Genomic DNA, 23,100 nt, shown 5'->3' with positions numbered 1-23,100 from the left:
CAGACGGCATCCCACCCACGACACGCGGCTTCGCGCCGAGTCTTGACCGGGATGCCGTTTCTCGTCGCCGGGGGAGTCCGCAAGGGCGAGCGGATGCCGCGGCTCACCGCCCGGCCCCGCTAGAGTGGTCTCGAACAAGCAACCTTTAACACCGTCCTGTGAGGCGGAGAAGGGAGCGGCGGATGACTTCGCGCATCGTCTTGCACGACGCTGACATCGCCCGCGCACTCACGCGCATCTCTCACGAGATCCTCGAGTCGAACAAGGGCCCCGACGGGCTCGTGCTCCTCGGGATCCCCACCCGCGGCGTCACCCTCGCCGAACGCATCGCCGAGCTCATCGCCTCGTTCACGGGCGTGACCGTCCCGGTCGGCTCGCTCGACGTCACGATGTACCGCGACGACCTGCACCGCAATCCCACGCGGACGCCGCGCCCGACCGAGATCCCGCCCGGCGGCATCGACGCGAAGACCGTGGTCCTCGTCGACGACGTCCTGTTCTCGGGCCGCTCCATCCGCGCCGCCCTGGACGCGCTGCAGGACATCGGACGGCCCGCCGTGGTGCGTCTCGCGATCCTCGTCGACCGGGGTCACCGCGAACTGCCCATCCGCCCGGACTTCGTCGGCAAGAACCTGCCGAGCTCGCGGGAGGAGCGCGTCAACGTGCGGCTGACCGACGTCGACGGTGCCGAGGAGGTGACGATCGCCTCATGAGACACCTCCTCGACACCCGCACCCTCAGCCGGGACGACGCGCTCCGCATCCTCGACGTCGCCGAGGACATGCGCGACACGCAGTCCCGCGAAGTGAAGAAGTTGCCGACGCTGCGCGGTAAGACCGTCGTCAACCTCTTCTTCGAGGACTCGACGCGCACGCGCATCTCGTTCGAAGCGGCCGCGAAGCGGCTCTCGGCCGACGTCATCAACTTCTCGGCCAAGGGGTCCTCGGTCTCCAAGGGCGAGTCCCTTCAGGACACGGCGCAGACCCTGCAGGCGATGGGCGCCGACGCCGTCGTGATCCGCCACGGCGCGTCGGGCGCTCCGCACACGCTCGCGACGAGCGGCTGGATCTCCGCCGGGGTCCTGAACGCCGGAGACGGCACGCACGAGCACCCCACGCAAGCGCTGCTCGACGCCTTCACCATCCGCAAGCGTTTCTTCGGCGACGACAGCAGGGGCCGCGACCTCGCGGGGTTCCACGTCGCGATCGTCGGCGACATCCTGCACTCGCGCGTCGCACGGTCGAACGTCTGGCTGCTCACGACGCTCGGCGCGCGGGTCACCCTCGTCGCACCTCCGACGCTGGTCCCGCAGGACGTCTCGGCCTGGCCTGTGACGATCTCCTACGACCTCGACCAGGCGATCGCCTCGGCGCCGGACGCCGTCATGATGCTCCGCATCCAGCTGGAGCGGATGAACGCCGCCTATTTCCCCACTGAACGGGAGTATTCACGCCGTTGGGGATTGGATGCCGCGCGGATGGGATCTCTTCCGACAGGTAGCATTGTGATGCACCCCGGGCCCATGAACCGGGGTCTGGAGATCTCCGCCGACGCCGCCGATTCGCCACGATCGACTGTGCTCGAGCAGGTCGCGAACGGTGTCTCGGTCCGCATGGCGGCGCTCTACCTGCTCCTGGCGGGGGAGCGACCCACCACCCACCCACAGGAGGAGGCCCGATGAGCGAGAGCATCCTCATCCGCGGGGCGCGGATCGATGGCGGCGTCGCCGCGGACATCCTGATCACGGACGGCGTCATCGCCGAGCTCGGCACGGGTGTCAGCGCGAACGGCGCACGCACGGTGGACGCGGACGGCCTGATCGCGCTGCCCGGCCTGGTCGACCTGCACACGCACCTGCGCGAGCCCGGCTACGAGGCATCCGAGACGATCCTGTCGGGGTCGCGCGCGGCCGCCGCCGGCGGCTACACGACGGTGTTCGCCATGCCGAACACCTCACCGGTCGCCGACACCGCCGGCGTCGTCGAGCAGGAGCTCGCCCTGGGCGAGGCCGCCGGCTACGCCCACGTCCAGCCGATCGGCGCCGTGACCGTCGGGCAGAAGGGCGAGCGACTCGCCGAGCTCGGTGCGATGGCCTCGTCGCGAGCCCGGGTCCGCGTCTTCAGCGACGACGGCTTCTGCGTCTTCGACCCGCTCATCATGCGCCGGGCGCTGGAGTACGTGAAGTCCTTCGACGGCGTCGTCGCGCAGCACGCGCAGGACCCCCGCCTGACCGAGGGTGCCCAGATGAACGAGGGCACCGTGTCGGCCGAGCTCGGCCTCACGGGATGGCCGGCCGTCGCCGAGGAGTCGATCATCGCGCGCGATGTCCTCCTGGCCGAACACGTCGGATCGCGCCTGCACGTCTGCCACCTCTCGACCGCAGGCTCCGTCGACCTCATCCGGTGGGCGAAGAAGCGCGGCATCAACGTCACGGCTGAGGTCACGCCCCACCACCTGCTGCTGACCGAAGACCTCGTGCGCGGCTACGATCCGCGGTTCAAGGTGAACCCGCCGCTGCGGCGGGACGAGGACGTGCGCGCGGTCCGCGAGGGACTCGCCGACGGCACGATCGACATCGTCGCGACCGACCACGCCCCGCACCCCGCCGAGGCGAAGACCTGCGAATGGCAGGCGGCTGCCAACGGGATGGTCGGACTCGAGTCCGCCCTCCGCGTCGTGCACGCCGCGATGGTCGACACCGGCCTGCTCGAATGGTCCGACGTCGTCCGCGTCATGTCCGCAGCCCCCGCCCGCATCGGCCGGCTCGCGGATGCCGGGACCCCGATCGCGGTCGGATCCCCGGCATCCCTCGCCCTCTACGACCCGGCGCCGGTCCGCGCGTTCAGCACGGACGACCTGCGGGGAGGCAGCGTGAACTCGCCCTACCTCGGGCGGGAACTGCCGGGCGAGGTCCGGGCGACGTTCTTCCGCGGCCGGCAGACCGTTGCCGATGGCGCGGTCGTCGCCGAGGTCGTCTCGTGACGCGCGAGGCCGCCGTCCTCGTCATGGTGGCGGTCGCCGTCCTGCTGATCGTGGTCGGACTGATCGCCTGGCGACGACGCTCGAGGCGGGACGCGGGCCTGTCCGCCCCGGTCGGTGACGCCCCCGACGGCGCCGTCGCGAGCCTCCGCTCGGAGGGCCTGTACGTCGCCACGACCCGTCACGGCGATCCGCTGGAGCGGCTCGCGATCCGCGGGCTCGCCTTCCGATCCCGCGTCGACGTCACCGTCACCGACACCGGCGTGGCGCTCGATCTGACCGGCCAGCCGCGGATCTTCCTCGCCGCGGACGCCCTCGTCGCGGTCGACCAGGCGACGGTCGCCATCGACCGCGTGGTCGAGCGCGACGGCCTCGTCCGTCTCGCGTGGACCACCCCCGAGGGCACGGTCGTCGACAGCTACCTCCGCCCGCAGGACCTCTCGGCACGATCGCTCAGCGACGCGATCAGTCGGGTCCTCCCCGCCACCTCTTCTCCCACCTCTCCCCAGCAGATTCCCGGAAGCGACGCATGAGCATTCAGAGATTCCAAGCTCCCGAACCCGCCGTCCTCGTCCTCGAGGACGGTTCCCGACACCCCGGACACGCCTACGGTGCCCGCGGCACCACCCTCGGCGAAGTCGTCTTCGCGACGGCGATGACCGGGTACCAGGAGACGATCACCGACCCGTCGTACGCGGGTCAGATCGTCCTGCAGACTGCACCCCACATCGGCAACACCGGCATGAACGGCGAGGACCACGAGTCCCGCCGCATCTGGGTCGCCGGCTACATCGTCCGCGACCCCTCGCGCATCGTGTCGAACTGGCGCGCCGACCACTCGCTCGAGGACGCCCTGGTCCGCGACGGCATCGTCGGCATCAGCGGCGTCGACACGCGTGCCGTGACCCGCGTGCTCCGCTCGGCCGGGTCCATGCGCGGCGGCGTCTTCTCGGGGGATGCCGCATCCCTGACCGATGACGAGCAACTGCGCATCGTGCGCGAGGCTCCCGAGATGAGCGGGCAGAACCTGTCCGCCGACGTCTCGGTGCCCGCCGCCGAGGTGACTCCCGCGGTGGGCGAGAAGATCGGCAACCTCGCGATCCTCGACCTCGGCGTCAAGCAGGCCACCGTGAACAACCTCGCCGCCCGCGGGTTCGAGGTCCACGTCCTGCCGCAGACGATCTCGTTCGCCGACATCCAGGCGGTCGACCCCGTCGCGGTCTTCTACTCGAACGGACCGGGGGACCCCGCGGCATCCGATCGTCACGTCGCGCTCCTGCGCGAGGTCCTCGACGCCCGCCTGCCGTTCTTCGGGATCTGTTTCGGCAACCAGCTGTTCGGTCGGGCCCTCGGGTTCGGCACCTACAAGCTGCCGTTCGGGCACCGCGGCATCAACCAGCCGGTCCTCGACAAGACCACGGGCCGGGTCGAGATCACCGCGCACAACCACGGGTTCGCCGTCGACGCGCCCCTCGAGGGGGTCATCGACAGCCCCCACGGCTACGGCCGCGTCGAGGTCAGCCACGTGGGCCTCAACGACAACGTGGTCGAGGGGCTCCGCGCCCTCGACCTCCCGGCGTTCAGCGTGCAGTACCACCCCGAGGCCGCCGCCGGCCCGCACGACGCCAACTACCTGTTCGACCGCTTCCGCGACCTCGTGGTCGCCACCCAGGAGACGAAGAATGCCTAAGCGCGACGACATCCAGAGCGTCCTCGTCATCGGATCCGGCCCGATCGTCATCGGTCAGGCCTGCGAGTTCGACTACTCCGGCACCCAGGCGTGCCGGGTCCTCCGCGAGGAGGGCGTGCGCGTCATCCTCGTGAACTCGAACCCCGCCACGATCATGACCGACCCCGACTTCGCCGACGCGACCTACGTCGAGCCGATCACCCCCGAGGTGATCGAGACGATCATCGCGAAGGAGAAGCCCGACGCGATCCTCCCGACCCTCGGCGGCCAGACCGCGCTGAACGCCGCCATGGCGCTTCACGACCGCGGCATCCTCGAAAAGTACGGCGTCGAGCTGATCGGCGCGAAGGTCGAGGCCATCCGCAAGGGCGAGGACCGCCAGGTCTTCAAGGAGCTGGTGCTCGAGTGCGGCGCCGACGTCGCCCGCAGTGTTATCGCGCACACGATGGACGACCTCCTCGCCGGCGCGGCGGAGCTCGGCTACCCGCTCGTCGTCCGCCCCTCGTTCACGATGGGCGGCCTCGGATCCGGTTTCGCGTACGACGAGAACGATCTCCGCCGCATCGGCGGAGCGGGTCTGCGCGACTCTCCCACGACCGAGGTGCTGCTCGAGGAGTCGATCCTCGGATGGAAGGAGTACGAGCTCGAGCTCATGCGCGACACGGCCGACAACACGGTCGTCGTCTGCTCCATCGAGAACGTCGACCCCGTCGGCGTGCACACGGGCGATTCGATCACGGTCGCGCCGGCGCTGACCCTGACGGACCGCGAGTACCAGAAGCTCCGTGACATCGGCATCGACATCATCCGCGCCGTCGGCGTCGACACCGGTGGCTGCAACATCCAGTTCGCCGTCGACCCGGCGACCGGCCGCATCATCGTCATCGAGATGAACCCCCGCGTCTCGCGCTCGTCGGCCCTCGCTTCGAAGGCGACCGGTTTCCCGATCGCGAAGCTCGCCGCGAAGCTCGCCATCGGTTACCGGCTCGACGAGGTGCCCAACGACATCACGAAGGCGACGCCGGCGAGCTTCGAGCCGACACTCGACTACGTCGTGGTGAAGGTGCCCCGCTTCAACTTCGAGAAGTTCCCCGCCGCCGACACGACGCTCACGACCACCATGAAGTCGGTCGGTGAGGCCATGGCGATCGGCCGCAATTACACGACCGCCCTCCAGAAGGCGCTCCGCTCGCTCGAGAAGCGCGGCTCCAGCTTCCACTGGGGGCCCGAGGAGCGCTCGATGGAGGAGCTCCTCGAGATCTCGAAGACGCCCACCGACGGTCGCATCGTCGTGCTGCAGCAGGCGCTCCGCAAGGGCGCCACCCTCGAGCAGGCGTTCGACGCCACCGCGATCGACCCCTGGTTCCTCGACCAGATGATCCTCATCAACGAGGTCGCCGAGTACATCCGCGAGGCGGACGATGTGACCGAGGACGTCCTGCGCCTGGCGAAGGACCACGGCTTCAGCGACGCGCAGATCGCCGAGCTCCGCGGCCTCGGCGAGGCGGACGTGCGCGGCATCCGTCACGGCTTCGGCCTCCGCCCCGTCTACAAGACGGTCGACACGTGCGCGGGGGAGTTCCCCGCGCTGACGCCGTACCACTACTCCTCCTACGACCGCGAGACCGAGGTCACCCCCAGCGAAGGACGCAAGGTCGTCATCATCGGGTCGGGTCCGAACCGCATCGGGCAGGGCGTCGAGTTCGACTACTCGTGCGTCCACGCGTCGTTCGCGCTGTCGGATGCCGGTTTCGAGACGATCATGGTCAACTGCAACCCCGAGACGGTCTCGACCGACTACGACACCAGCGACCGGCTGTACTTCGAGCCGCTGACGCTCGAGGACGTCCTCGAGGTGCTCCACGCGGAGGCGCAGTCCGGCGAGATCGTCGGCGTCGTCTGCCAGCTCGGCGGTCAGACGCCGCTCGGGCTCGCGAAGGGGATCGAGGCCGCCGGCTACACGATCCTCGGCACGAAGCCCGCCGCGATCGACATCGCCGAGGAGCGCGAGCTCTTCTCGCAGCTGCTCGACCGCGCGGGCCTCACCGCCCCGCGCCACGGCACCGCGACCGACGAGGCGGGCGCCATCGCGATCGCGGAGGAGATCGGCTACCCCGTGCTCGTGCGTCCGAGCTTCGTGCTCGGTGGACGCGGCATGGAGATCGTCTACGACACCGAGAGCCTGCGCGACTACTTCGTACGCATCGCCGACCAGGCGATCATCCGCGACGACGCCCCGCTTCTCGTCGACCGCTTCCTCGACGACGCGGTGGAGATCGACGTCGACGCGCTCTTCGACGGCGAGCAGCTCTACATCGGCGGCGTCATGGAGCACCTCGAAGAGGCCGGCATCCACTCCGGCGACTCGTCGTGCACCCTGCCGCCGATGTCGCTCGGGCGCGGTGAGATCGATCGCGTACGCATCGCGACGCACGCCATCGCCGAGGGCGTCGGCGTCCGCGGGCTCCTGAACGTCCAGTTCGCGGTGTCGGCGGGCGTGCTCTACGTCATCGAGGCCAACCCGCGCGCCTCGCGCACGGTCCCGTTCGTGTCGAAGGCTCTCGGTATCCCGATGGCCAAGGCGGCGAGCCGCATCATGGCCGGATCGTCGATCGCAGAGTTGATCGCGGAAGGGCTCCTTCCCGAGCAGGATGGCTCGCGAGTGCCGCTCGACGCGCCCGTCGCCGTCAAGGAGGCCGTGCTGCCGTTCAAGCGGTTCCGGACCGCAGACGGTCGCACCGTCGACTCGGTCCTCGGACCCGAGATGCGCTCCACCGGTGAGGTCATGGGCATCGACCGCGACTTCCCGACGGCGTTCGCGAAGAGTCAGGCCGCAGCCTACGGCGGGATGCCGACCTCGGGAACCGTCTTCCTTTCGGTCGCCGACGACGACAAGCGCGCCGTCATCCTGCCGGCCCACCGGCTGCAGGAGCTCGGCTACACCCTCATCGCGACGGAGGGCACGGCGGAGATCCTGGCTCGCAACGGCATCACGGTGAAGGTGGTCTCCAAGTACTCCGAGACGCAGGCCTCGGGCGAGCAGAACGTCGTCGATCTGATCAACGCGGGTGAGATCGACATCGTCGTGAACACCCCGTCGGGCGGCATCGCCCGTGCGGACGGGTACGAGATCCGCGCTGCCGCGGTGGCCGCGGACAAGGCGCTGTTCACCACGATGGCCGTCCTCGGCGCCGCCGTCTCGGCGATGCCGGTCCTCCGCGAGGGCTTCGCCGTCCGGAGCCTGCAGGAGTACGCCGCCGACCGGAAGGCGTCGGTGTGACCTCATTCGGTTCGCGGCTGGCCGCGGCGGTCGACGCCCGCGGTCCGCTGTGCGTCGGCATCGACCCCCACGCGTCGCTCCTCGACGCGTGGGGGCTCCCGGCATCCGCTGCGGGTGTCCGCGACTTCGGCCTGCGCGTGGTGGATGCCGCGCGCACCCGCGTCGGCGTGGTCAAGCCGCAGGTGGCGTTCTTCGAGCGCTACGGGGCCGCCGGGTACGCCGCGCTCGAAGAGGTCATCGGGACGGCCCGCGCGGCGGGCCTCGTCGTGATCGCCGACGCCAAGCGCGGCGACATCGGGACGACCATGGACGGCTACGCCGAGGCGTGGCTCTCAGCGGGATCGCCCCTGGAGTCCGATGCCGTGACCGTGAGCCCCTACCTCGGACCGGACTCGCTCCGCGGCACCATCGCGACCGCCGTCCGCGAGGGCAAGGGCGTCTACGTCCTCGCCGCGACGAGCAACCCCGAGGCCGCCGGCCTGCAGTCCGCCGAGCTCACGACCGTCGACGCCGAGCGCGGTCAGACGGTCGCGGACTGGGTCGCGCAACGCGCCGGTTCGGCGAATTCGTCCGCTGTGGTCGCAGGCGACCGTTTCGGCCCGGTCGGCTTCGTCGTCGGGGCTACAGTGGAGCGCGCCGATCTGGGACTGACGGATGCCTCGTTGCACCGCGCGTCCCTCCTCGCCCCCGGTTTCGGAGCGCAGGGTGCCCGCCTTCGCGACATCTCCGAGCGCTTCGGGTCCCTGGCCCCCCAGGTCCTCGCCAGCGCCAGCCGCAGCATCCTCGGCGCCGGTCCCGACGGGATCGCCGCCGCCATCGACACCCACAACTCCGAACTCCAGGACGCCCGACATGCCTGACTCCCGCACACCCCCCGAGGTCGACCGCGCCGCCGCGTCCCGTCGCGCCGTCGCCGCGCGCCGTGAACGTGCCGCGCTCAAGCGCGACGTGTCGACGCGCGTCATCAGCCCGCAGGACCTGCTGCGCCACGCGTGGGCGGAGCCGCAGTCGGCCGCCGCGGCGATGCGCGTGACCGAGTTCCTCACCGCGATCCCCGCGATCGGCGAGGGCAAGCGCGACCGCATCCTGGCCGATCTGCAGATCGCTCCGGTCAAGAAGATCGGGGGCCTCGGCATCCGTCAGCGCCAGGTGCTGCAGGACTACCTTGACCGTCGCCTCCCCGAGCCGCGCGCCCGTGACGCACGCAGCCGTCTGATCGTCCTCGCCGGCCCCACCGCAGTGGGGAAGGGGACGGTCGCCGCCCACATCAAGGAGCACCACCCCGAGATCCTGCTGTCGGTCTCGGCGACCACGCGACCGCCGCGACCGGGCGAGGTCGAAGGCGAGCACTACTTCTTCGTCGACGACGCCGAGTTCGACCGGATGGTCGAGGCGGGCGACCTCCTCGAGTACGCGACGGTGCACAACGCCTACCGCTACGGCACGCCGCGTCGCCCGATCGACGCCGCCCTCGCCGAGGGACGGACCGTCCTCCTCGAGATCGATCTCCAGGGCGCCCGCCAGGTGCGCGCCGCCGCTCCTGACGCGACGCTGGTCTTCCTTCTCCCGCCCAGCTGGGACGAGCTGGTGAACCGGCTCGTCGGGCGGGGGACCGAGGGCGAGGAGGAGCGTGCGCGCCGTCTGAAGACCGCGCGCGTCGAGCTCGCCTCGCAGGGCGAGTTCGACTACCGCGTCGTGAACGACGACGTCGCGCGTGCCGCGGCGGAGATCGCCCGACTCGCACGCTGACCCCGGGGGACGGCTCCCGCCACTGCTTCGTTTCACACCGTTACGACGCGATGCGGTCGATCCGACACCTTCCGGAAGGCTGGGGGGCATGTCCGCTGTCCTCACCGCCTCCGACGCCGTCCGACGCGCTGCCGCCCCGCGCGGCGCCGTGTCGCTGTCGGGTGTCCGCCGGACGTTCGCGGGCGCGGCGGGACCGGTGCCCGTCCTCCGTGGCGTCGATCTCGACATCGAGCCCGGTGAGATCATCGCGGTCGTGGGGCCCTCGGGATGCGGGAAGTCGACGCTGCTCCGGCTCCTCGCGGGGCTCGACGCCCCGTCCGCCGGGTCGGTGACCGTCGACGGCACGCCGCTCCGCGACACCGACGCGCGCACTGCCGTCGCCTTCCAGGAGCCGCGCCTGTTGCCGTGGCGCACCCTCACGCAGAACGTCGAGATCGGGATGCCGCGCGGCACCGCGCGCCCCGACGTGTCGGCGCGCGTCGCGGAGCTGCTCGAGCTCGTCGGGCTCACCGGTGCCGCGTCACTCCGGCCGCGTGAGGTGTCGGGCGGCATGGCGCAGCGGGCGTCGCTCGCGCGCGCCCTCGCCCGCGGTCCCGAGGTGCTGTTGCTTGACGAACCGTTCGGAGCACTCGACGCGCTCACGCGGCTCCGCATGCAGGACCTGCTCCTCGACATCCATTCCGCCGAACCCACGACTGTCGTCCTCGTGACGCACGACGTGGAGGAGGCTCTGTACCTGGCAGATCGCGTGCTCCAGCTGCGCGCGATCGATGCCGATTCCGAGGATTCCTCGATCGCCCGTGTGATCGAGGTCCCCGGCATCCGTCCCCGTGACCGCGCAGATCGCGGCTTCACGGACCTCCGCGCCGAGCTCCTCGACGGACTCGGCGTCGACACCCACCGCTCAACCCCTCAGGAGACCCGATGAGCACCGTCATCCGCCGCACCGTTCCCGCCCTCGCCGTGGGTGCTGTGGTGATGCTCATGGCCACGGGCTGCCTCGCGGGCGAGAACGCGAGCTCGTCCTCCGATGGCGCGAGCGCCGGATCGTGGTCGACCGACACCCTCTCGATCGACTTCGCGACTTACAACCCGCTCAGCCTCGTCGTGAAGGACCAGGGGCTCATCGAGAAGGCTCTCGGCGACGACGTCGACGTCGAGTGGACCCAGTCCGCCGGGTCGAACAAGGCGAACGAACTCCTCCGCGCCGGCGCCCTCGACGTCGGTTCGACGGCCGGTTCGGCCGCGCTCCTCGCTCGGGCGAACGGTTCGCCGATCAAGGTCATCGATGTGTACTCGCAGCCTGAGTGGTCGGCCATCGTCGTCGGCCCCGACAGCGACATCACGTCGGTCGCCGATCTCAAGGGCAAGAAGGTCGCCGCGACGAGCGGAACCGACCCGTACTTCTTCCTCCTGCAGGCGCTCGAGACCGAGGGACTGAGCGTCAAGGACGTCGACGTGCAGAACCTGCAGCACGCGGACGGGCGCGCCGCCCTCGACGGCGGCTCCGTCGACGCGTGGGCGGGCCTGGACCCGATCATGGCGGCCGCAGAGGTCGAGTCCGGCGACAAGCTCATCTATCGGAACGTCGACTTCAACTCCTACGGCTTCCTCAACGCGACCGAGGATTTCCTCACCGACCACAAGGACGTCGCGCAGGTCGTCGTGGACGCCTACGAAGAGGCGCGCACCTGGGCGCTGGCGCACCCCGACGAGACCGCGGCGCTGCTCGCGAAGGTGGCCGGGATCGACCCGAAGGTCGCGACGACTGTCATCGGCGAGCGCTCGAACCTCGACGTCAGCGGCGTCCCCGGTGAGGCTCAGCTCGCCGTCCTGAAGAAGATCGCGCCCGTCCTCGTCGACTCCGACGCCGTGACCGGCGGGCAGGATGCCGTCGACAAGGCACTCGACACGATCATCGAGCCGTCCTTCGCCGAGAAGGCGGCGGGCTGACGATGACGGCATCCGTCGACACGACCGCCACCGCCGCAGCGCCTTCGGGCGTCGCGGCGGTGCGGCCGTTCTGGTCCCGGACGAGTGTCCGCATCATCGGAGGTCTCGTCGTCCCCCTCGCCGTCCTCGCGCTCTGGCAGGCGGTGACGGGCTTGGGTCTCATCCCGACCTACCGGCTCCCGGCTCCGGTCGACGTCGTGGTCGCGGCGATCCAGCTCGCCGAGGGCGGCGCGCTGTGGACCCACGTCGCGATCTCGGTGCAGCGCGTCGTTCTCGGGTTCGTGTTCGGATCGCTCGTCGGACTGGCGGTTGCGGCCATCGTTGGGCTGACGCGCTCCGGCGACGTGCTGCTGAGCCCGATCCTTGCCGCTTTCCGCGCGATCCCCTCCCTTGCGCTCGTTCCGCTCCTCCTGCTCTGGATGGGGATCGGCGAGGACTCGAAGGTCACTCTCGTCGCCATCGGCGCGTTCTTTCCGATGTTCACGACGGTTGCGGGCGCTCTGCGGCACGTCGATCCGCACCTCGTCGAGATGGGACGCTCCTTCGGCCTCCGCGGCTGGGATCTGTTCCGGTCGGTCCAGCTCCCCGCGACCGTTCCTGCCCTGATCTCGGGGCTGCGCCTCGCGCTCGCACAGGCCTGGCTCTTCCTGGTCGCCGCCGAACTCCTCGCGGCGTCGATGGGACTCGGGTTCCTCCTCACCGACGCGCAGAGCACCGGCCGCGTGGATCGCATCTTCCTCGCGATCGTCATCCTGGCGGCACTGGGGACCCTGTCGAACGCGCTCGTGACCCTGCTGCAGCGCCGTCTGCTGAGGAGATGGGCATGACGGGTGACTCCACCGAGGAGCTCCGCCTCGTCGAGACGCGCGCGTACCCTGCCCCGTCGGCCTTCGCCGCGCAGGCGAACGTGTCACAGGGTGCGTACGCGGATGCCGCGGCCGATCCGATCGCGTTCTGGGAGGACGCCGCCCGGCGGCTCGACTGGCAGACGCCGTGGCACACCGCCCTCGATTGGCGCCCTCCCGTCCGTTCCGCGGAAGGCGACCTGTCGATCCCTGTCGCCCGATGGTTCGACGGCGGCACCCTGAACGTCGCGGCGAACTGCGTCGACCGTCACGTCGAGGCCGGGCGCGGCGAGAAGGTGGCCCTGTACTTCGAAGGCGAGCCGGGCGACCGCACCGCGGTCACCTACGCCGACCTCCGGCGCCGGGTGTCGCAGGCCGCGAACGCGCTCATCGCCCTCGGCATCCAGCCCGGCGACCGCGTCGTCGTCTACCTGCCGGTCCTCGTCGAGACCGTCGTCATCGCGCTCGCCTGCGCCCGCATCGGCGCGGTGCACTCGCTCGTGTTCGGCGGGTTCTCGGCCGAGGCCGTCCGGTTCCGTCTCGAGGACACCGGCGCGAAGCTGCTGGTGACGAGCGACGGTCAGTTCCGACGCGGGGGAGCGGTCGAGGTCAAGTCCGCCGCTGACATCGCCGCCGCAGGCCTGCCCGCGCTCGAGCACGTGCTCGTCGTCCGACGCACCGGCAGCGACGTGCCCTGGACGCCCGGCCGCGACGTCTGGTGGCACGACGTCGTCGACACGGCATCGCCCGTCCACGAGGCGACGCCGTTCGATGCGGAGCATCCGCTCTTCATCATCTACACGTCGGGCACGACCGGAAAGCCGAAAGGCCTCGTCCACACCTCGGGCGGGTACCTCGCGCACGCGAGCTGGGCCCACTGGGCGCACTTCGACGCGAAGCCCGACGACGTCCACTGGTGCACCGCCGACCTCGCCTGGGTGACGGCCCACACCTACGAGATCTATGGGCCGCTGTCGAACGGGCTCACGCAGGTCATCTACGAGGGCACCCCCGATGCGCCCCACCGGGAGCGCCACCTCGAGATCATCAAGCGGTACGGCGTGACGGTGTACTACACGGCGCCCACCCTCATCCGCACCTTCATGACCTGGTTCGGCGACGACCTCCCCGAGGGCCACGATCTGTCGAGCATCCGCCTCCTCGGCACCGTCGGCGAGGCGATCAACCCCGCCGCGTGGGCGTGGTTCCGCCGCGCCTTCGGACGTGACGAGGTCCCCGTGGTCGACACGTGGTGGCAGTCCGAGACCGGTGCCGCCATGATCGCCCCGCTACCGGGAGTCACGACGCTGAAGCCGGGCTCGGCGAGCGTGCCGCTCCCCGGGATCGACGCCGCGGTGGTCGATCCGGACGGCCGCGAGGTCGAGCCGGGCCGATCGGGCGCCCTCGTCGTGCGTCGCCCGTGGCCGGGGATGGCGCGGACCGTATGGGGCGACCCCCAGCGGTACCGCGACTCGTACTGGTCGACCTATGCCGGGCACGGTGAGCACGGCGGTTACTACGTCGCGGGCGACGGCGCGACCCGCGACGCCGACGGCCACATCTGGATCCTCGGCCGCCTCGACGACGTCGTGAACGTCTCGGGCCACCGGCTGTCGACGATCGAGATCGAATCGGCGCTCGTCGCGCACGCCTCCGTCGGAGAGGCCGGAACCACCGGCGTCGTCGACCCGATCACCGGTCACGCCGTCGCCGCGTTCGTCGTCCCGTCCGGGGCGGGGCAGCCGGATGCCGCTGCCCTCCGCGCGCACGTCGCCCGCGAGATCGGCCCGGTCGCCAAGCCCCGTCATGTGGTCGTCGTCCCCGACCTCCCCAAGACCCGCTCCGGCAAGATCCTCCGCCGCCTCCTCGCCCAGCTGTGGGAGGCCGAGCAGGACCGCCGCGCCGGACGTGAACCCGCGCCCCTCGGCGACACCACGTCGCTGCAGAACCCCGACGCCGTCGACCGCATCGCCGCCGCGCTGGCCGCGGCGTGACCTTCGGCACCATCCGCCAGAGAGAGAACATGACTGACGAACACCGCTTCGGCTTCCGCACGCGCGCACTGCACGCGGGAGGAACACCGGATGCCGCGACCGGCGCCCGCGCCGTGCCGATCTACCAGACCTCCTCCTTCGTCTTCGACGACGCGACGGATGCCGCGAACCTGTTCGCGCTGCAGAAGTACGGCAACATCTACTCGCGCATCGGCAACCCGACGGTCGCTGCACTCGAGGAGCGCCTCGCGTCCCTCGAGGGCGGCATCGGCGCAGTCGCGACCGCCTCCGGGATGAGCGCCGAGTTCATCACCTTCGCCGCGCTCGTCGGTGTCGGCGACCACGTCGTCGCGTCGGCGCAGCTCTATGGCGGCACCGTCACTCAGCTCGACGTGACGCTCCGCCGTTTCGGGGTCGACACGACGTTCGTCGCCTCGAGCGACCCGGCCGACTACGCGGCGGCGATCCGCCCCGAGACGAAGGTGCTCTACGTCGAGACGATCGGCAACCCGTCGGGCGAGATCGCCGACATCGAGGGCCTCGCCGAGGTCGCACACGCGGCCGGCATCCCGCTCGTCGTCGATTCGACCCTCGCGACCCCCTACCTCGCGCGCCCACTCGAGCACGGCGCGGACATCGTCATCCACTCCGTGACCAAGTTCCTCGGCGGACACGGCACGACCCTCGGCGGCGTCGTGATCGAGAAGGGGACGTTCGACTGGGGGAACGGCAAGTTCCCGCAGATGACCGAGCCGGTCGCCTCGTACGGCGGCATCAAGTGGTGGGACAACTTCGGCGAGTACGGCTTCCTGACCAAGCTCCGGAGCGAGCAGCTCCGCGACATCGGTGCGGCTCTCAGCCCGCACTCCGCCTTCCTGCTGCTGCAGGGCATCGAGACCCTGCCGCAGCGGATCGACGCGCACGGCGCGAACGCGCGGATCGTCGCCGAATGGCTCGCCTCAGACCCCCGGGTCTCGTTCGTCACGTGGGCGGGGCTGCCGGATCACCCCCACCGCGAACGGGCCGAGAAGTACCTCCCGCTCGGGCCGGGATCGGTCTTCGCGTTCGGCGTGAAGGCCGGCGACGATGCCGCGAACGAGGACGACCGCGTCGCCGCGGGTCGCCGGGCGGGGGAGGCGGTCATCGACGCGCTCCAGCTCGCCTCGCACCTCGCCAACATCGGCGACGCCCGGACGCTCGTCATCCACCCCGCCTCGACGACGCACCAGCAGCTCAGCGCGGATCAGCTCGTCGCCGCCGGGGTGCCGGCCGACCTCATCCGCATCTCGGTCGGTCTCGAAGACCCCGAGGACATCGTGTGGGACCTCGATCAGGCCCTCACCGCCGCGACAGGAGTCTCCCGATGACCGATCCGAACGCCTGCGCCCTTCCGACCCCGCCGGCACCGGCCGACGGCGTCGCCTGCGCGCTGCCCGGCGCGCCGGCGGCGGCGAACGATGTGCGGACGTGGCCCGCCGCCGGTCCTCAGGAGAGGTTCGAGATCCTCCGCCGGGCGAAGACGATCGCGATCGTGGGTGCCTCCGACAACCCGGCGCGCGCGAGCTACTTCGTCGCCACCTACCTGAGTGGAAGCTCGCCGTACGACGTCTATTACGTCAACCCGCGGGCGAGCGAGATCCTCGGGAGGCCCGCCTACGCGTCGCTCGCCGACCTGCCCGTCGTCCCCGACATCGTCGACGTCTTCCGCAAGCACGACGACCTGCCCGGCGTCGCGCAGGAGGCGGTGGATGCCGGTGCCTCGACGCTCTGGCTGCAACTCGGCTCGTGGCACGAGGGCGCCGCGAAGATCGCCGCCGAAGCGGGTCTGTCGGTCGTCATGGACCGGTGCGTCAAGATCGAGCACGCCCGCTTCCACGGTGGTCTTCACCTGGCGGGCTTCGACACCGGGGTCCTCAGCTCGAAGCGGCAGCTTCTCAGCCGGTGAGCCGGGCGCAGGCGTCACAGGCGCGCGGCGACCTGTAGACTGAGAGGATGCCGCGCCGCGTCCGCGCGCGTTCCGGCAGACATCTCTCCTCACCGATCCTGGAGGACCACCATGGCCAACCGTGACCAGGGCATCATCGACCCGCCCATCGACGCACTCCTCAACAAGGTCGACTCGAAGTACCAGCTCGTGATCTACGCATCCAAGCGCGCGCGTCAGATCAACGACTACTACTCGGACCTCCACGAGGGCAACCTCTTCGACAACGTGGGCCCGCTCGTCGACTCCAACGTCGAAGACAAGCCGCTGACGATCGCCCTCCACGAGATCCACGAGGACAAGCTGCGCCTCCGCGCGGCCGAGTGATCTCGACCTCATGACCCCGGCGCCACACGGCGTCATCCTCATGCCCGCGAGCCCCCCGTGTCGGGGGCCGCGGGCATGATGGTTTACACACCCCCGATCCGCCCTCTGGAGGACCGATGAGCGCGCTGCGCCTGTTCACGTCGGAGTCCGTGACCGAAGGTCACCCCGACAAGATCTGCGACCAGATCTCCGACAGCATCCTCGATGCCCTCCTCGCGGTCGACCGCGGCAGCCGCGTCGCCGTCGAGACACTGGTCACGACGGGCCTCGTCCACGTCGCAGGTGAAGTCCGCACCGACGGCTACGTCGACATCCCGGGGATCGTCCGTCGCGTCGTGAACCGCATCGGGTACACCTCCTCCGAGACCGGCTTCGACGGCGACTCGTGCGGTGTGACGGTGTCGATCGGCGAGCAGTCGGGCGACATCGCCGCGGGCGTCGACAACGCCCTGGAGCACCGCGAGGGCGGTTCGGTCGACCCCGTCGACGCGCTCGGCGCGGGGGACCAGGGCATCATGTTCGGCTACGCGACCAACGAGACGCCCGTGTACATGCCGACCGCGATTTGGACCGCCCACCGGCTGGCCGAGCGGCTCACCGATGCGCGTCGCAGCGGCGCACTGCCGTTCCTCCGCCCCGACGGCAAGACGCAGGTGACCCTCGGTTACGACGGCACGACGCCGCGGACCGTCGATACGGTCGTCCTCTCCACCCAGCACCACCCCGACATCTCGCTTCCGGCCCTCCGCGCCGCGGTGCAGGCCGAGGTCATCGACCCCGTCCTCGCCCAGACGGGGCTCGACGTCTCGGGCGTGCGCTACGTCATCAACCCGGCGGGCCCCTTCGTCGTGGGCGGTCCCAAGGGTGACGCGGGCCTGACGGGTCGCAAGATCATCATCGACACCTACGGTGGGGCCGCGCGTCACGGCGGTGGGGCCTTCAGCGGCAAGGACCCCTCCAAGGTCGATCGCTCGGCGGCGTATGCGATGCGCTGGGTCGCGAAGAACGCCGTCGCGGCGGGCCTGGCCGACCGGCTCGAGGTGCAGGTCGCCTACGCGATCGGCCGTGCCGCCCCCGTGGGGCTGTACGTCGAGACGTTCGGAACGGGCCACGTCTCGGACGAGAAGATCACCGCCGCGATCCGCGAATCGTTCGATCTCCGGCCGCAGGCGATCATCGACGACCTCGACCTCCTGCGCCCGATCTACGCGCAGACCGCCGCCTACGGACACTTCGGGCGGGAACTGCCCGAGTTCACGTGGGAACGCACCGACCGCGTCGACGCGTTGCGGGCCGCCGCCGGGCTCTGACGCCCGTGGTCGCCGTCGCGCGGATCCTCCTCGATTCGCCGCTCCCTCAACTCGACCGGCTCTTCGACTATGCCGTGCCGGGCGCCCTGGACGCCGACGCGCAACCGGGTGTGCGGGTGAAGGTGCCGTTGCGGAGCGCCGGCCGGATGATCGAGGGCTGGGTCATCGAGCGGGCCGAGGTCGAGCCCGGCGGGCGGCCGCTGTCCGAGGTGGCATCCGTCGTCTCTCCGGTACCGGTGCTTCCGGCATCCCTCTACGCGCTGGCACGGCGCGTCGCCGACCGTGCCGCGGGCTCGGCGAGCGACATCCTGCGCCTTGCGGTGCCAAAGCGGATGGTGCGTGCCGAGAAGGCCTGGCTCGCCGCCGATCCGCCCGGAACGCCGCAGGTGGATCCGGATGCCGTGACCCGCGCGCACGAGCTCGCATCGCCCTATCCGGGGCTCGCCGACGCCGTCCTGTCCGGGGAGCGGGTCGCGATCGACGCCCCGCCGCATCCGACTCCCGGAGCGCTCCGCGGTGCGTGGGCGGACCTGCTCGCGAGCCTCGCCGCGCTCGTCCTGGACAGCGGTCGGAGCGCGCTGCTCGTCGTCCCCGATCACCGGGACCAGACGCAGCTCCTCGACGCCCTGACGACCCTCCTCCCGGGCGAGGCGGTCGTCCGCGACGACGCCCGACGCTCGGGCCCGGAGCGGTACGCGACGTACCTTCGGATGCTGAGTCCCACGCCCTGCATCGTCGTCGGGAACAGGTCCACCGTGTACGCGCCCGCCCACGATGTCGGCGCCGTCTTCGTCTGGGACGACGGCGACACGCTTCTCGCCGAGCCGCTCAGTCCGGGAGTCCACGCACGGGATGCCGCGCTCGTCCGTCAGGAGGAGGAGCACTCCGCGCTCGTCTTCGCGGGCCACACCCGCACCACCGATGTCGAGCGTCTCGTCCAGCTCGGGTGGGTGCGTGAGATCCCCGCGTCGCGACGGGTCAGTCCGAGGGTCGTCCTGTCCGCGACGCACGAGGCCGAGTACCGCGGTGCCCGCGTCCCCTCGGCCGCCTTCGGTGCGGCGCGAGAGGCCTTGCAGCACGGCCCGGTGCTGGTCCAGGTCGCCCGGCCGGGCTACTCACCCGTCCTCGTCTGCGCGGAGTGCCGAACTCCCGCCCGGTGCCGGCACTGCTCCGGCCCGCTCCGTGCCCGCCGCCCCGGTGCGACTCCCGACTGCGGATGGTGCGGCCGGTCGGCGCCGAACTGGACGTGCGCCAACTGCGCCGGGACGCGCTTCCGGATGGCGTCATCGGGGAGTGAACGTACGGCGGACGAACTCGGTCGGGCGTTCCCCGGCATCCGTGTCATCGTCGCCGACGGCGATCACCCCGTCGCATCGGTCGACGGCCGACCGGCCCTCGTGATCGCTACGCGCGGAGCGGAGCCCGCGGCGGAGGGCGGCTACCGTGCGGTCATCCTCCTCGACGGCGACAAGATGCTCATGGCCGAGCAGTTGCGGATCGGCGAATCGTGCCTGCGGTGGTGGTCGAACGCCGCCGCGCTGGCGGCTCCCGGCTCGGCCGTCCATCTCGTCGGCGTCACCGGTCCCGTCGCCCGTGCCCTCGCGACGTGGACCCACGCCGCATACGCACGTGCCGAGCTCGCGGACCGGGCGCCACTGCTGATGCCCCCGACCGTCCGGGTCGCCGCCGTCGAGGGGGCCGCGGCATCCGTCGACCGCGCCCTCGCCGAGCTGCGCGAGACGGTTCCCGACCTCGCCCCGCTGTCTGTGCTCGGCCCGGTGCCCACCGACGACGGCGCGCGCGCCCTCGTCCGGGTGGACTACGCGCACGGCCGCGCCGTCGCCGAGCAGCTGCGGGCATCCGTCGTCGCCGATGCGGTCCGGGGTCGCCGCCGGGGTCCTGGACCCCGGACTACACTCAGGGTTCGGCTCGATGTGCCCGAGCTCGATCTGTGAGGACCCCTGCATGCGCGTCGTTTTCGCCGGAACCCCCGAACCGGCCGTCCCGTCCCTCCGCGCCCTCGCGGCCTCGTCCCATGAGGTCGTCGGCGTCGTCACGCGACGCGATGCTCCGATCGGACGCAAGCGCGTCCTGACGCCCTCGCCGGTCGCGGTGGCGGCGGAGCAGCTCGGGCTCCCGATCGTCAAGGCGGACCGCCTCGACGACGCCGCGACGGCCGAGATCGCCGCGCTCGGCGCGGACCTGGGTGTCATCGTCGCCTACGGCGGACTGGTGCGCGAACCGCTCCTATCGATGCCGCCGCACGGCTGGATCAACCTGCATTTCTCCCTCCTCCCGCGCTGGCGCGGCGCGGCGCCCGTGCAGCACGCGCTCATCGCCGGCGACCGTGTGACGGGCGCCGCCGTGTTCCAGCTCGTCCCCGCCCTCGACGCCGGGGACGTCTTCGCCGAGCTCCGCTACGACGTCCCGCGCGGTGCCACGGCGGGCGACGTGCTCACGGACCTGGCCGCGTCCGGCGCGGAACTCGTCTCGGGAGTCGTGGATGCGATCGCCGACGGCTCGGCGGTCACGACGCCCCAGCACGGCGAACCCACCCTCGCGCCGAAGCTCACCCAGGCCGACGGCGCCCTCGATCTGGCCGAACCCGCTGACCGGGTGATCGACCGCTTCCGCGGGACGACGCCCGAGCCCGGTGCCCACGTGTCGCTCGACGGTCAGCGGGTGAAGGTGCTCGCCGCCCTCCGCGGTCCCGACGCCGATCTCGAGGCCGGTCAGGTCGCGCTCGTCGGCCGTGACGTCGTCGCGGGCACGGGGGAGGGAACCGTCCTTCTCCGGACGGTCCAACCCGCCGGAAAGGGTGCGATGAACGCGGCCGACTGGTGGCGCGGGCTCCGCGTCGATGATCCTCGGATCGATCTCCCTGGAGCGGTCTCGTGAGCGCCGCCCGCGACGTCGCGTACGCGGTCATCCGCGCCGTCGGCGAGGACGACGCCTACGCGAACCTCCTCCTGCCGCGCGAACTCGATCGCGCCCGGCTGTCGACGGCGGATGCCGCCCTCGCCACCGAGCTGACCTACGGCACCCTCCGCCGCGTCGGGACCTACGACGCCATCATCGAGATGGCGGCGTCGCGCCCCGTCTCGGGGGTCGACGCGCCCGTCCTCGACGCCCTTCGACTCGGCACGCACCAGCTCCTCGCGACCCGCGTCCCCGCTCACGCCGCCGTCCACGAGACGGTCGACCTCGTCGGCCGCGTCGCCGGACGGCGCGCGACGGGGTTCGCCAACGCCGTCCTCCGCCGCGTGTCGGAACGGGACGAGGAGGAGTGGCTGACCCGCATCGAGGATGCCGCCCGCTCCGACGACGAGCGCCTGGCCGTCCGGTTCGCGCACCCCGTCTGGATCATCCGCGCCTTCCGTCGCGCACTCTCCGTCGAGGGACGCGGCGACGAGCTCCTCGACCTCCTCGCCGCCGACAACGCCGCACCCACCGTGACCCTCACCGCCCTGCCGGGCGTCGGGTCGATCCCGGACGACGCGGAGCGCACCCCGTTCTCCCCGATCGGCTTCCGCCTCGCCGGTGGCGACCCGGACCGGATCGTCCGCGGGTCGGGGGGTGCTGTCCGCGTGCAGGACGAAGGGTCGCAGCTTGCGGCCCTCGCCCTGTCGCGTGCGGTCCCGATCCGCGCGGGGGAGCGGTGGCTGGATCTCTGCGCCGCGCCCGGCGGCAAGACCGCCGTGCTGGCTGCCGAGGGCGCCAGCGGCGGCGCGATCGTCGAGGCGAACGAAGTGTCACCTGCGCGGGCCCGCCTCGTCCGGCAGTCGGTCGCCGCCGTCCCTCTCGACGTGCCCGTGTCGGAGGAGGACGGTCGCACCCGCGCGGGCCGCGGGGTCTACGACCGGATCCTCGTCGACGCCCCCTGCACCGGCCTCGGCGCCCTCCGACGCCGGCCCGAGGCGCGGTGGCGGAAGGCCCCGGCGGACGTCCCCGAACTCACGCAGCTGCAGACCGAACTCCTGACCGCGGCGGTCGACGCGCTTGCTCCCGGCGGCGTCGTCGCCTACGTAACGTGCTCACCTCACCTCGCCGAGACCGCGGGTGTCGTGGCAGAGGTCGAACGTCGGTTCGGTGACGCTCTCACCCAGCTCGACGCGCGCGAGGTGCTCCGGCAGGTCGCCGGCGGAAATATCGATCTCGCGGAGCCGTCGGATGGATCGGGCCGCGCCCAGCTGTGGCCACACCGTCACGGCACCGACGCGATGTCGATCTGGCTGCTCCGCAAGAACTGACCGGGCACCGGGATAATGGCTGACGTGGCCGATTCCGACGTACGCATCAACCCCAGCATCCTCGCCGCCGACTTCGTGAACATGCAGGCGGAACTCGCCCGCATCGCGTCGGCCGACTTCGTCCACGTCGACGTCATGGACAACCACTTCGTCCCGAACCTGACGTTCGGCCCGCAGATGGTCGAGCGCATCCAGGCGACGAGCCCCGTCCCGCTCGACGTGCACCTCATGATCAGCGACGCCGATCGCTGTGCTCCCGAGTACGCCGAGATCGGGGCGGCATCCGTCACGTTCCACCTCGAGGCGGCCGCCGACCCCGTCGCCCTCGCTCGTCGGCTGCGGCAGATCGGCGCACGCGCCGGCGTCGCGGTCAAGCCTGCGACCCCCGTGGAGCAGCTATTCGACGTCCTCGACGAGTTCGACCAGATCCTCGTCATGACGGTCGAGCCCGGCTTCGGCGGGCAGAGCTTCATGGCCGACCAGATGCCCAAGCTCCGCCGGCTCAGCGACGAGGCCCGCCGGCGCGGGTCGCGAGTGTGGCTCCAGGTCGACGGCGGCATCGGCGAATCGACCATCGCGCAGGCAGCGGATGCCGGTGCCGACACGTTCGTGGCGGGCTCGGCCGTCTTCGGGGCCGAGGATCCCGGCGCAGCGATCAGCGCGCTCCGCTCGGCCGCGGCATCCGCCCACCGTCACTGACGAGCACGGCCGTCACGCGGACCGGCCGGGATCGGCGGGC

At 71.2% G+C, this 23,100-nt stretch carries 20 protein-coding genes; all 20 read left to right on the top strand.

The window, feature by feature from the left end:
• Window positions 1–182 precede the first annotated feature (182 nt).
• The 20 genes from pyrR to rpe all read left to right on the top strand — a co-directional run bounded on the left by pyrR (window position 183) and on the right by rpe (window position 23,060).
• Entirely contained in the window at window positions 183–713 is a 531-nt protein-coding gene (gene pyrR, locus Q9S78_RS11520) for a bifunctional pyr operon transcriptional regulator/uracil phosphoribosyltransferase PyrR (RefSeq protein ID WP_311856719.1), read from the top strand.
• Window positions 710–1,681 (top strand): aspartate carbamoyltransferase catalytic subunit, encoded by a 972-nt coding sequence (locus Q9S78_RS11515; protein WP_311856720.1) that lies wholly within the window; start codon window positions 710–712, stop codon window positions 1,679–1,681. The genes pyrR and Q9S78_RS11515 overlap by 4 nt, the downstream gene beginning before the upstream one ends.
• A complete protein-coding gene (locus tag Q9S78_RS11510) occupies window positions 1,678–2,982 on the top strand; it encodes a dihydroorotase (protein ID WP_018186746.1) in 1,305 nt (434 codons plus the stop codon). Before Q9S78_RS11515 ends, Q9S78_RS11510 begins: the two co-directional genes overlap by 4 nt.
• Window positions 2,979–3,512: a PH-like domain-containing protein gene (locus tag Q9S78_RS11505; protein ID WP_311870288.1), complete on the top strand. Its 534-nt coding sequence runs from the start codon at window positions 2,979–2,981 to the stop codon at window positions 3,510–3,512. Before Q9S78_RS11510 ends, Q9S78_RS11505 begins: the two co-directional genes overlap by 4 nt.
• A complete protein-coding gene (carA, locus tag Q9S78_RS11500) occupies window positions 3,509–4,669 on the top strand; it encodes a glutamine-hydrolyzing carbamoyl-phosphate synthase small subunit (RefSeq protein ID WP_018186748.1) in 1,161 nt (386 codons plus the stop codon). The genes Q9S78_RS11505 and carA overlap by 4 nt, the downstream gene beginning before the upstream one ends.
• Window positions 4,662–7,949, top strand: a complete 3,288-nt coding sequence (carB, locus tag Q9S78_RS11495; protein WP_311870286.1) for a carbamoyl-phosphate synthase large subunit — start codon at window positions 4,662–4,664, stop codon at window positions 7,947–7,949. The genes carA and carB overlap by 8 nt, the downstream gene beginning before the upstream one ends.
• Entirely contained in the window at window positions 7,946–8,809 is an 864-nt protein-coding gene (gene pyrF, locus Q9S78_RS11490; protein ID WP_018186750.1) for an orotidine-5'-phosphate decarboxylase, read from the top strand. The genes carB and pyrF overlap by 4 nt, the downstream gene beginning before the upstream one ends.
• Window positions 8,802–9,698, top strand: a complete 897-nt coding sequence (gene gmk, locus Q9S78_RS11485) for a guanylate kinase (protein ID WP_018186751.1) — start codon at window positions 8,802–8,804, stop codon at window positions 9,696–9,698. The genes pyrF and gmk overlap by 8 nt, the downstream gene beginning before the upstream one ends.
• A gap of 88 nt (window positions 9,699–9,786) precedes the next feature.
• Window positions 9,787–10,626, top strand: a complete 840-nt coding sequence (locus tag Q9S78_RS11480) for an ABC transporter ATP-binding protein (RefSeq protein WP_018186752.1) — start codon at window positions 9,787–9,789, stop codon at window positions 10,624–10,626.
• The gene (locus tag Q9S78_RS11475; protein WP_311870283.1) at window positions 10,623–11,651 is read left to right on the top strand and encodes an aliphatic sulfonate ABC transporter substrate-binding protein; all 1,029 of its coding nucleotides are present in this window, start codon (window positions 10,623–10,625) and stop codon (window positions 11,649–11,651) included. Before Q9S78_RS11480 ends, Q9S78_RS11475 begins: the two co-directional genes overlap by 4 nt.
• A 2-nt stretch (window positions 11,652–11,653) precedes the next feature.
• A complete protein-coding gene (locus Q9S78_RS11470; RefSeq protein ID WP_018186754.1) occupies window positions 11,654–12,478 on the top strand; it encodes an ABC transporter permease in 825 nt (274 codons plus the stop codon).
• Complete coding sequence (gene acs / locus Q9S78_RS11465) at window positions 12,475–14,490, top strand: acetate--CoA ligase (RefSeq protein ID WP_311870281.1); 2,016 nt, start codon at window positions 12,475–12,477, stop codon at window positions 14,488–14,490. The genes Q9S78_RS11470 and acs overlap by 4 nt, the downstream gene beginning before the upstream one ends.
• Window positions 14,491–14,519: 29 nt before the next feature.
• Complete coding sequence (locus Q9S78_RS11460) at window positions 14,520–15,857, top strand: O-acetylhomoserine aminocarboxypropyltransferase/cysteine synthase family protein (RefSeq protein WP_311856730.1); 1,338 nt, start codon at window positions 14,520–14,522, stop codon at window positions 15,855–15,857.
• Window positions 15,854–16,435, top strand: a complete 582-nt coding sequence (locus Q9S78_RS11455; protein WP_311870279.1) for a CoA-binding protein — start codon at window positions 15,854–15,856, stop codon at window positions 16,433–16,435. The genes Q9S78_RS11460 and Q9S78_RS11455 overlap by 4 nt, the downstream gene beginning before the upstream one ends.
• A 111-nt stretch (window positions 16,436–16,546) precedes the next feature.
• Window positions 16,547–16,801 (top strand): DNA-directed RNA polymerase subunit omega, encoded by a 255-nt coding sequence (gene rpoZ / locus Q9S78_RS11450; RefSeq protein WP_018186758.1) that lies wholly within the window; start codon window positions 16,547–16,549, stop codon window positions 16,799–16,801.
• A gap of 116 nt (window positions 16,802–16,917) precedes the next feature.
• Window positions 16,918–18,111 (top strand): methionine adenosyltransferase, encoded by a 1,194-nt coding sequence (gene metK, locus Q9S78_RS11445; RefSeq protein WP_116229103.1) that lies wholly within the window; start codon window positions 16,918–16,920, stop codon window positions 18,109–18,111.
• Between the two features lie 5 nt (window positions 18,112–18,116).
• Complete coding sequence (locus Q9S78_RS11440) at window positions 18,117–20,066, top strand: primosomal protein N' family DNA-binding protein (protein WP_311870707.1); 1,950 nt, start codon at window positions 18,117–18,119, stop codon at window positions 20,064–20,066.
• A gap of 10 nt (window positions 20,067–20,076) precedes the next feature.
• Entirely contained in the window at window positions 20,077–21,009 is a 933-nt protein-coding gene (gene fmt, locus Q9S78_RS11435) for a methionyl-tRNA formyltransferase (RefSeq protein WP_311870277.1), read from the top strand.
• Window positions 21,006–22,361: an RsmB/NOP family class I SAM-dependent RNA methyltransferase gene (locus Q9S78_RS11430; protein ID WP_311870275.1), complete on the top strand. Its 1,356-nt coding sequence runs from the start codon at window positions 21,006–21,008 to the stop codon at window positions 22,359–22,361. Before fmt ends, Q9S78_RS11430 begins: the two co-directional genes overlap by 4 nt.
• Window positions 22,362–22,376: 15 nt before the next feature.
• Window positions 22,377–23,060: a ribulose-phosphate 3-epimerase gene (gene rpe, locus Q9S78_RS11425; RefSeq protein ID WP_020097289.1), complete on the top strand. Its 684-nt coding sequence runs from the start codon at window positions 22,377–22,379 to the stop codon at window positions 23,058–23,060.
• Window positions 23,061–23,100 lie beyond the last annotated feature (40 nt).

Source organism: Microbacterium aquilitoris, from assembly GCF_031932285.1.
Classification (GTDB): Bacteria; Actinomycetota; Actinomycetes; order Actinomycetales; family Microbacteriaceae; genus Microbacterium; species Microbacterium aquilitoris.
Note: the sequence above shows the minus strand (reverse complement) of the source record. Positions and strands in the feature narration are given on the sequence as shown.

Excerpts from the sequence above, each read along its gene's own strand:
- gmk (WP_018186751.1), top strand. The coding sequence starts at position 8,802 with ATGCCTGACTCCCGCACACCCCCCGAGGTCGACCGCGCCGCCGCGTCC.
- rpoZ (WP_018186758.1), top strand. The coding sequence starts at position 16,547 with ATGGCCAACCGTGACCAGGGCATCATCGACCCGCCCATCGACGCACTC.
- metK (WP_116229103.1), top strand. The coding sequence starts at position 16,918 with ATGAGCGCGCTGCGCCTGTTCACGTCGGAGTCCGTGACCGAAGGTCAC.
- pyrR (WP_311856719.1), top strand. The coding sequence starts at position 183 with ATGACTTCGCGCATCGTCTTGCACGACGCTGACATCGCCCGCGCACTC.
- Q9S78_RS11460 (WP_311856730.1), top strand. The coding sequence starts at position 14,520 with ATGACTGACGAACACCGCTTCGGCTTCCGCACGCGCGCACTGCACGCG.
- acs (WP_311870281.1), top strand. The coding sequence starts at position 12,475 with ATGACGGGTGACTCCACCGAGGAGCTCCGCCTCGTCGAGACGCGCGCG.
- Q9S78_RS11475 (WP_311870283.1), top strand. The coding sequence starts at position 10,623 with ATGAGCACCGTCATCCGCCGCACCGTTCCCGCCCTCGCCGTGGGTGCT.
- rpe (WP_020097289.1), top strand. The coding sequence starts at position 22,377 with ATGGCTGACGTGGCCGATTCCGACGTACGCATCAACCCCAGCATCCTC.
- Q9S78_RS11470 (WP_018186754.1), top strand. The coding sequence starts at position 11,654 with ATGACGGCATCCGTCGACACGACCGCCACCGCCGCAGCGCCTTCGGGC.
- Q9S78_RS11455 (WP_311870279.1), top strand. The coding sequence starts at position 15,854 with ATGACCGATCCGAACGCCTGCGCCCTTCCGACCCCGCCGGCACCGGCC.
- Q9S78_RS11515 (WP_311856720.1), top strand. The coding sequence starts at position 710 with ATGAGACACCTCCTCGACACCCGCACCCTCAGCCGGGACGACGCGCTC.
- carB (WP_311870286.1), top strand. The coding sequence starts at position 4,662 with ATGCCTAAGCGCGACGACATCCAGAGCGTCCTCGTCATCGGATCCGGC.
- Q9S78_RS11480 (WP_018186752.1), top strand. The coding sequence starts at position 9,787 with ATGTCCGCTGTCCTCACCGCCTCCGACGCCGTCCGACGCGCTGCCGCC.
- Q9S78_RS11510 (WP_018186746.1), top strand. The coding sequence starts at position 1,678 with ATGAGCGAGAGCATCCTCATCCGCGGGGCGCGGATCGATGGCGGCGTC.
- carA (WP_018186748.1), top strand. The coding sequence starts at position 3,509 with ATGAGCATTCAGAGATTCCAAGCTCCCGAACCCGCCGTCCTCGTCCTC.
- fmt (WP_311870277.1), top strand. The coding sequence starts at position 20,077 with ATGCGCGTCGTTTTCGCCGGAACCCCCGAACCGGCCGTCCCGTCCCTC.